Origin of the sequence: Burkholderia sp. LFS061, assembly GCF_047978125.1 — a bacterium.
Taxonomy (GTDB): domain Bacteria; phylum Pseudomonadota; class Gammaproteobacteria; order Burkholderiales; family Burkholderiaceae; genus Burkholderia; species Burkholderia pyrrocinia_C.
The window spans coordinates 1-9070 of the sequence record NZ_JBFPFS010000086.1 but is presented as its reverse complement, the minus strand read 5'-3'; the positions used below and the strand labels follow the sequence as shown (position 1 = coordinate 9070).

Here is a 9070-nt window from a genome sequence, read left to right as displayed (position 1 = left end):
AGCCTGTGTTCCAGCGCGACCGCCGCAACCGATACGCCGATTCCCTGGCAGGCAGCAACCACACGCGCTTTGAACTCCTCGCTGTAGCGTTGCCGACGACGACGCTCCGGGCGTGATTCCGATTCGATAGTGTTCACGTGTCCGCTTATTCGTTAGGTGGACACGATACTCCCAAGCGTCTCGGTCAAACTCAAGATGGGTTCGCTAGCCGCTTACCGATGGCCGAAATACTCAGCCCTTGCCGATGCAATAACTGGGGAAAATTACTTCGACGAAAGTGGGGAGTATCTATCCGACGCTGACAGAAGTGCCTGACCGTCGTCGACGACTTCACGAAAGAGGCTGTCGACATCGTCGTCGACCATGGCATCTCAGGTTTGTATGTCGCTCGGGCATTGGACCGTGCAGCTCGCTTCCGTGGCTATCCCAAGGCGGTGCGAACAGACCAGGGCCCCGAATTTACGAGCCGCGCGCTTGACCAGTGGGCGTATGCGAACGGCGTCACACTGAAGTTGATTCAGGCGGGCAAGCCGACGCAGAATGCGTACATCGAATCGTTCAACGGCAAGTTCCGCGACGAATGCCTTAACGAGCACTGGTTCACGACGCTCGCGCACGCTCGGGCTGTCATCGCGGCATGGCGTCAGGACTACAACGAGCAAAGGCCGCACAGCGCACTGAACTACCTTGCGCCGTCAGAGTTTGCGGCGAAACATCGGGCAACCGCGGATGCTCCTGCCGCTTTCCAGGAGTTGGTTTAAAGGGACTTTGCTAGAAGCCCATGGCCCTATTGAAGGGGGCAGGTCAGCCTGGGTCTGGGGCCCATCTTTTTTGTCCTCGCCTGGCTGCATTCGATCGCCAATGTCCTGTCGCATCCGCTGCTTGCGCACCGGGAACGCTTCCGGCGGGCTAACCGTCCCGCTCCAACCAAATACCCAGTCGGCGTCGCGCGTCAAGCAAACTGAATTTTGCAGGGCCGACTCATTCGCGGAATTTACGAACCTCAAAACCAGCGCGTGCTGAAATTCGGGTCTCCTACCGGAGCCGCGAGTTCCAGCACGCCAAAGAAACGCCCCCCGAGAAAGTAAAACGATGTCTGTGACATCGTACACTTCATAAGGCTCCGCAGATTCTGTACAAGGAGCTAGCTTTAACCTCCCAATCTACGCAGCTCCGCTTCAATACGCGCAATTTCCCTGTCATTTCCTTCTACAACTTCTTCACTTTGCCGTACTTTCCTTTGGCTTTCTTCGATATTCCTTTCGAGATCAGTGAATGCTCGGTTATTATGGTTTCGCTCCGCGAAAGGTATATTCCTCATGTCATTTTCGAAATCTCGAAGTTCATCTCGATAACTAGCGAGAGAATATGCATTCATACGTCTGGTAGTTCGCGCCCAACTCAGTTCGCGTTCAACGCCCTGCCGCAGTAGAATTATTAGCCCGGGATCATCCGGCTCACCCCAACCTCCCATTTTTTCACTGATCCCCCGCCCCCCTCCCAACAATCCGTAACCGTCTGGTTGTGTTGCGTGGGCACTCACATATTCTCGCTTGATTCCGTTATAGAATTTAGTGCGCCGCGCAGTGCCAGCTGTTTGCTCGATCTGATTACCTACGCCAGCAAATTCGGCAACCGGATTCGCATGCTCGCGCAAGAATCTGGTTGCGGTCAGAGCGAGACCAATCCCCATTGATGCCAGTCCCAGCGCCATACTTACCCATCCCAGCGCAGCCGATGCTTTGGGGTCGGATTCTTCCAGCGCACCACTGGCTATTCCCGTTGCATCCGCAGCAACGGCAGCTGTCCCGGCAACCACGGCGGTGGCGCTCGTCGCATCAATGGCAGCGGCAAGACTCTCTGCCGCCACAATCGAGCTTCCGCCTGTCCATATCGCCAGTCCTAGCCCGATGGCCCCCATCACGATACCGGCAATGGACTGGCCACTGATATGCCCCGACGGGTCGATATGGTTCACCGGGTCGCCGGAACAATAGGTGTACGGATTGATACCGCCTGGCCCAAACGGACTCAAGCTGTCAGGGCAATGAAAACGCATCAGTACCGGACTGTATGCCCGGTAACCGTTGCCCAGGTGGTATACCGCGCTCACCAGGTCGATACGCTCGCCGTTGAAGCCCGGCAGCATTTTGTTATCGCTATCTTTACTCTGACCCCACGGGGACCAAACGTGCTGCTTACCGGTTGGCTGCCCGCTCCTGAGCGACCACACCGGACTGCCGTGGTGGTCCGTAGCCAGCAGCGTCATGTTATTGTCCTCTGCCACGCCCACACAAGTGCCGCCCACGTGTATCAGGCGCTTCTCCAGCCTCAGCGCGGCATTTACCTCATTCACTAGGGTATTGCCCCGATAATACAACTCCCGAATAGTGTTGTGCCCCGTGTACTGACTGACCAGACGGTTATGGGCGTCATAGCCATAGCGGGCCCCACCTGTCGTCAACAGACGACCCAGGGGGTCATAGCTGAGCACCCCGCGGTGCCCGGCTTCACCGCCGTCAACCTGAAAAAGTCGCCCGTCGTGGTCGTACCGCAGCAGGACTGGCTGACGACGGCTGTCGGTATGCGTGATTTTTGTCAGTTGCGTCGGGTCTGCCGGATTTTCATAATGGTGCGTTGTCGTGTCGGTGATACCGTCGTGCAGGGTGGTCGTAACCGTTGTCAGATTGTTTAGCGCGTCATAATGATACGTCTGTTGTGTCATTGCCTGCCCGTACGCATCCGGAGGCAGATACTCTGGTCTGTCTGAACTGGCCATGTAGCTGACCAGTCGGTTGCGGCGATCATACCCGTACGTTTCTTTCAGCACCTCATGACCGCCCTTCCGGGTAGCGCGTCCGGCCAGCAGGCCGTTGTTCAGCCACATATGCCTGAGTTCCAATCGGGTGCCAGTGTTATCGCTCAATGTCCGGGTAATTTCCCGAGAGAACTCATCGTAGCCCAAAGTGGTAGTCAGGGAGTTATTCCCTGCCGTACCGTTTACCGTCCGGCTGAGCAGCCGCCCCAGCGGATCATAAGTCTGACTGACCGTCAGGATATCGTCAGTTATACTCGTCAGACGCCCTAGGGTGTCACGTGCGTAACGGGTCTGCTGGCCAGTGATATCCGTGTAGCTTTCCGGCAGGCCTTCCAGGGTCCGGGTATATATGACTGAACGGGGCCGACCGTGACGGGTAAATGTCTGACCTGTTAGTGTCCCTGACGGAGCGCGGTGGTTTTCGTCAGCCATATGCCCTTCCGTTGCCTTCAGCAGCTGGCCGGTTTTCGGGTCATACTCAAACGTTTGATGAATCCCCCCTGCATTCACCGCTTTCAGCGCAAAGCCCAGCCCGGGGATGCAGATATTCGAAATATCCCTGTGAGACGGAAGCACGATAAGTTCTGGGACCGGTGCAGCCTGGCCGGAGGTATAGTAATAGTGGGTGGTGCGCCCGCCCGTGGTGGCCGAGGTCAGTCTCCCCAGTCCGTCGAATGCCTGAACGGGATTCCAAGGGGCCGATGCCTCAGGCGTGACACAGAGGCTGATCGGATGATCACCCGTCAAATGTGGTGCATAACGGCGGCACACTGTGCTTTCATCCGGCAGGGTTTGTGTCAGCACCCGGCCATAGATGTCATAAGTCCATTCCGTAGTGTGGCCCTGTGCGTCAGTTTCCCGGCGCAGACGACCTAGGCCATCCCACTCATAAAGATTAACACCATCAATACGCCCGTCAGTCCGGTAGCGGGTACGCTTAACGGGATGATGAGTCCGTGTGTCGCACTCCGTTACCACCGTGCCAGTACGCACTGCGTTGATGCCAGTATTCTGTTGCCAGACAGACAGCGTTGATGCCACGGGGTCGTAATGACTATGCGATTCCACCCCGTCCGCATGATGTACTACACTCCGGGCACCACGCTTTTCATACCGGTATGTCGTGGCGCGGGTGACCGAAGGCTTGTTGTTATCTGGCCGTCGGTCCAATGTGGTCCAATCGAAATAGGCTTTGCTGATGACGCGTCCCAGTGCATCATACTGACACTCAGACACCGTACGCCAGTACGGCGAATTTGCCGGGGGCATTTTCGTCTTCTTTTTATCAGCGTCAGCCTGGTCAATGTCATACACATCCTGCCGGACCGCGCGACCTGCACCGTCAAACAAAGTGCGAGTCTGACGCCCCAGTTCATCCCACTGTATGGTCACCGGTCTGGTCGTCTTATCAGCGGCGGTTTCAATAGTGTACTGCCAGTGTTGTGTAAGGCTGTGTTCCGTGCCGGCAGCACGGGTTTCACTCAGAATGCGGCCCAAACTGTCCCAACAACGGAGCGTTACAATCCCGTGGGTATCGGTGTCCTTCTGTATGCGGCCACTCTGAATGGACTGTTCGCGTATATGCTTGGTTTTCAGTTTATCGTGGGTTTCACTTTCCACGGTCTGCGTCATAACATCCCCGTCGACATCTACCTCCGTAGAAAATGTCTGCGTGACCGGATAGTCCGTGTTGCCATCGGCCGGATCATACTGCGTGTGGATGATTTTCGTGATGCGTCCGAACTCCGGGCTGGTTTTCTCCGTGACGTAATGCGTTTCCTTGCGGTTCAGGCAGATGCGCTTGCCGTGCTCCTCGCTGTATTCCGTGCAGCATTTCTGGACCACAAAGGATGTTTCTCCCAGCGTTTCATAGGTATACGTCACAATATGGGAGGAGACGGCATGCCCGTTAATCATCGGTGGTGTGGTGATTTTTTGCCCAATAAATCGCACAAAACCGTTCGGCTCCGGTGGACACTGGTCGGCCTCACCTTTTGCTTGGTACCAGGACCAGGTTTCCCGAGTGCCATCCGGATGTTCAGCCGTCAGCGGGTTTCCGTAGTCGTCAAAGGTGGTCCGGGTCGTTTCCGGAACCCGGCCATTCAGCGTGCTCGTGTGCTGATGTGGGAAAGCATAAAAACAGGGCTGGTCACCAATATCCGCATTTTCTTTCGAATGGTATACCACATCTTTCCGGCTAACGCTATCGTCCTGCTGGGTTTCTTCGGCGATCAGAAAATGATAATTATTGTAGGTACGGGTGAAGGTCGCCGTAGCATCTTTTCCGGTCACTCTTTCCGTCGAGGAATAAGTATACTCCTCCGTCAGCCAGTTGCTGATATAGTCCCTGCCCTGACTCCACGGACCAAAGGTTTCCACGTCGGCATTATTGCCGAGGAAGTTATTCCCACTGCTATCATAGTCGTACGTTCTGACCGTCTCGGGCTGCCCCTGACCATAATACCGGGCATGCAACTGCACTGCCGACAGAGCACCACCTCCCGGGCAGGGCAGCGCATCAGCCTGCCAGGCAATCTCATCCCGCATCCCGGTCGGATGATGGAGTCTGGTCGGGATAAGCGCATCACCGATCAGGTCATTCTCCAAGCGCCACTGCAAGGGGGCATCATTGCCAGGCATATGACGTGTAATGCTGGCCAGATAACCATTCTGCAAGTCAATCCGCAGGCTGTACTCTTCCCTTCGCCCCGGCCAGGCCGTAATGTTCACACCGTCACCTGGCCAGTTGAAGTGGCACAGTACCGCATCCGGGGTCACCTCATCTCGGATGCTCTGCAGCAGCAATGAGGCGCCGTCGGACACCCAATCAAAATGCAACCTCTTCCCCAAGGGGCTAATAAGCGTCCGGGTCACGAAATGCCCGTCCCCGACAGGTATCAGCACCTCGCTTTCGCCAGACTTCCAGCGGATAATCCAGTCGTCTCCCTGCGACTTGAACTCGCAGTCCTTCAGTTTCCGGTGCGGGATATTGCCGCCCGAGTCAACGTACCAAAACTCACCCGAACTTAATAAAATACTACTGGCTCCTGGGGTGTAAACACTGACGCCCTGCAGGGTCACACCGCTACCCAGCCCGAAGAGATTTGCAGAGGATAGCGTGGAGTAATTCGCGGACAACGAGATGTGTGGTCCCAGCAGGCGATTGGCGGTGCTGTCAAACAGAGGCATTCTGATAAAAAACTGCCCGGTACGCGGGTCAACGCCGGTGCGCAGGGCGCTAGTAAAATTAGCTGCATGGGTCGAGAAGTTCGCAGACACAATCACACTCCGCTATCGTTGTCTAAAAATTTACCGGAAACAGGTCGTTTCCGGTGAAAATAACAGTTAGCTGATATTTCCGTTTTTCCAGGGAGAAGTTCTATTAATCAGGCCGGATTCAACCTTCTGAAAAATCTGTGACACGTCGGCGCGTACGGCACCCGCATCAAAAAAGGTGTCCATTGATTAACAGGGCTGGCCAGTTTTTATCTTCGGCCTTAATGGTGATATCTCCCTCATTGCCATAATTATCCGTCACATGCACTACGGTGGACAGCGGGGAGTTGCTCCAGCCTTCTTTATCCCAACCATTCATCCGGAAGAAGAAATCACCCGGAATACGATAATTGCAGAAATTAATTCTGACAGCATCCGGAGTCAGGGGTTTCGCCCAGCAATGACGGTTGTCACCCTTGTTAATTCGATAGGCGATGTGCTGACCACCCCACGTCAGCCAGAAATCCGCATACTGAGTTCCGACCTTCTCGCTTTCAATAAAAAGCGCCGAAATATCATAATTTTGATAAGTTTCATTTTCACGCCAGCTTCCCCAAAGAATATCCGCGCACGACCGATAAGTCCGCGTGCCGCTATCAAGGATGGAAACATCACTATTAAATTCCGTCGAGGCACTAGCTAGGGCACAATTACGTGACTTTATCACCTTCCTTACAAATTTATGCTGCTTCGAATATACTAGACACTCCGCCCGAGAACTGATGCCATGATGGGTATTGGCTGTTCTCGGGTGGTACAGCTCGACATCATCAGCGACTTTGGATAAATCGCCGAATGATTTCCACATAGCATCTCTTACAATAATGTTATCAGAGCGCGAATAGTCAATGGATTCAAGTGTATGGAGCTCCACCCATGACGGACGTTTGAAATTTTGACCGGATGCCATTGAAAATCGAGTGCCCAGCTTGCTACTGTCGAAATACCCCTTCGATGTTTTAATTCCACACGCAATAACACGCCCATCTAGATGCTCCGAAGCCGAGAGATAAAACATCACTGCAACAGAATCGTCGCGCCATTCCGCCTCAGCAACGTCATAGCCAACTAATTCGGAAGATCTTACTGCATTGCAGTACTCATTCTTGGTTCGCGCGTACAACATATCACGCGTCTTTTCTGGGCCTTGAGCCCCCCCCTCATCGTATATTACACCGCCCTCCCCATCTACTTGAAGCAACTCATATCCGGTGTTATAATCACAAAGATAGAGAGCATTTTTAACGACATCCTCAGATATATTTACCATTCGGCCATCTTTGTCTTCAAGCCGAACCCTGGCCATCACGGCGACCTGATTTTTACCATTCGCATAGATGGTGGCCGTTTTAGACTGAAAATCAAGATAAGAAATCTCCAGCTTGCTAATGGAATAAAAAGAATCCACGGATAACACATTCATAATCGCAACCTTTTTAATGTTGATTGGGGCGTTGTTGAATAAATCCGACTGCTGCGCGTTGGGCTAACGCTTACGCGTAACGACCGGGACGATACCGCTGTTAACTTCGTGTCGGATTCTGTGGATTCTCATCCTTGGGGCGAAGAGATGCCGCAAGGACGAACGCAAGACAAGTGAGCCGAAGGGCGTGTACCGCGCTGGGAACTGGCTGAACTACGACACGGGGCTGTTCTGGCGAGGGAATGTGGTGATGTGGATCGATGAGGATGTAAAGTCGAACCCGGCTGCATTCGCGGCGCGCAAGCGCGGTCAGCCATTCATCTGTGTAGACGTCACAAGCCGGATGCTGCCGGGGTCTCAAGCAGGTTTCCGTTTGCCACTGCGGGCGCCTCAGGGTTTCGCACAAAGTCAGTGGGACCTCGCTTTCTCCGGTCTGTGTACGCCCAACCGCGCCCAAAAGCTGAAGGTGATCCCGCCCGCACAACACAGCGGTGAGCCCTTGCATCTGGTCATCGACAACACGGGCCTCAAGCTGCACGACGAGAAAGAACGGAAGTGAGTAAAGCTCACCTGACGATGAATGCGAAGACCAGAGCAAATATGCGCGGCGTTGATGGCGCGTCAGGATGTCGACATCCCATCGCGCCGCCCGATTTTCTCGACGAGATTCCCACCGATGTAGCGGCTCAAGACGCTCGCATGCAATCGCCTTTGGGCACGATGCATCGGTTCGCAGGCATCTGAAGTCGCGATTTGTATGGGCGTGCTCAACCACATGCGCGCAGTAAACTAGACTAAATCCGACCATGGCGCTTGAGAACTTCGCTGGAGATCCGACTCTGACCGGAGACGGGCAGTTCAAGGGCCACGTTAGCTACGGCAGCCTCGATCTGCGATCGCCCCGGTTCTTGAAGCAGTGGCCGATAGTGAAACATCTCCCGCAGCGCGGCTTCGCCACCTCGATCGTGCAACTCCCTGAATCGTAGAAGCTGTCGCGCAAGTAACCCATCCTGCGGCAGACTTGGGCAACGTTTCCGAGTTGCCGGACCAGTTCGAGCATGCCGACCTTGCCACGGATGATTTTCTGTTCCTGAATCATGAGACTCCTCTGTGCGCCGCGGCATTACCCCTACGGACGATGCCATTCGAACAACCATAAAAACGGGCATTGTCAAACTCAATCCGGTTCAATACATGTAATCTTTAGGGCACGCAGCATCACTTCGCTGTTCGCCATGCTGCGCGACGGCACCACTTACCAACCCAAGTCAGCCCCTCGGGACACTATTCAAAACGACGTCAGAGACAGCCGGCTGACGAAGTGTGGGCAACGTGACGAAATCGATGAGAAACGACGCTCGAATCCGATGTCATCAGCAGCATGAATTTTTCAGGTCCGCTTGCCCTTCGGCCCGGTCAGGCCGGATGCTGATGCGGTCATGCCGCGGCGTGCCGCACAATCCGTCGTCGCATCATCCACAGATTGCTCAACGCGAACAGCGTATGCAATTGCTGCGCGTTCTTCATCAACCCGCGATAGCGCACCGTGACGT

General features: G+C 54.6%; 3 protein-coding genes and 3 pseudogenes. 2 read left to right on the top strand and 4 right to left on the bottom strand.

The features are described 5' to 3' along the window. Positions 1–305: 305 nt before the first annotated feature. Positions 306–761 (top strand): annotated as a pseudogene (locus tag ACNQQL_RS35365) (IS3-like element ISBam2 family transposase); the annotation flags it as partial. A 389-nt stretch (positions 762–1150) separates the two neighbouring features. Here ACNQQL_RS35365 and ACNQQL_RS35360 read toward each other — a convergent pair. Beyond that, a complete protein-coding gene (locus ACNQQL_RS35360; RefSeq protein WP_347069375.1) occupies positions 1151–6097 on the bottom strand; it encodes an RHS repeat-associated core domain-containing protein in 4947 nt (1648 codons plus the stop codon). Between the two features lie 166 nt (positions 6098–6263). Continuing rightward, positions 6264–7502: a hypothetical protein gene (locus ACNQQL_RS35355; protein ID WP_347069373.1), complete on the bottom strand. Its 1239-nt coding sequence runs from the start codon at positions 7500–7502 to the stop codon at positions 6264–6266. Positions 7503–7647: 145 nt separating this feature from the next. Between ACNQQL_RS35355 and ACNQQL_RS35350 the strand changes: the two are divergent. Next, positions 7648–8310, top strand: a pseudogene (locus tag ACNQQL_RS35350) (transposase). An 81-nt stretch (positions 8311–8391) separates the two neighbouring features. Here ACNQQL_RS35350 and ACNQQL_RS35345 read toward each other — a convergent pair. Both ACNQQL_RS35345 and ACNQQL_RS35340 read right to left on the bottom strand, forming a co-directional pair. Then, a complete protein-coding gene (locus tag ACNQQL_RS35345) occupies positions 8392–8616 on the bottom strand; it encodes a hypothetical protein (protein WP_347069369.1) in 225 nt (74 codons plus the stop codon). Between the two features lie 338 nt (positions 8617–8954). Then, a pseudogene (locus ACNQQL_RS35340) lies at positions 8955–9070 on the bottom strand (IS5/IS1182 family transposase); the annotation flags it as partial.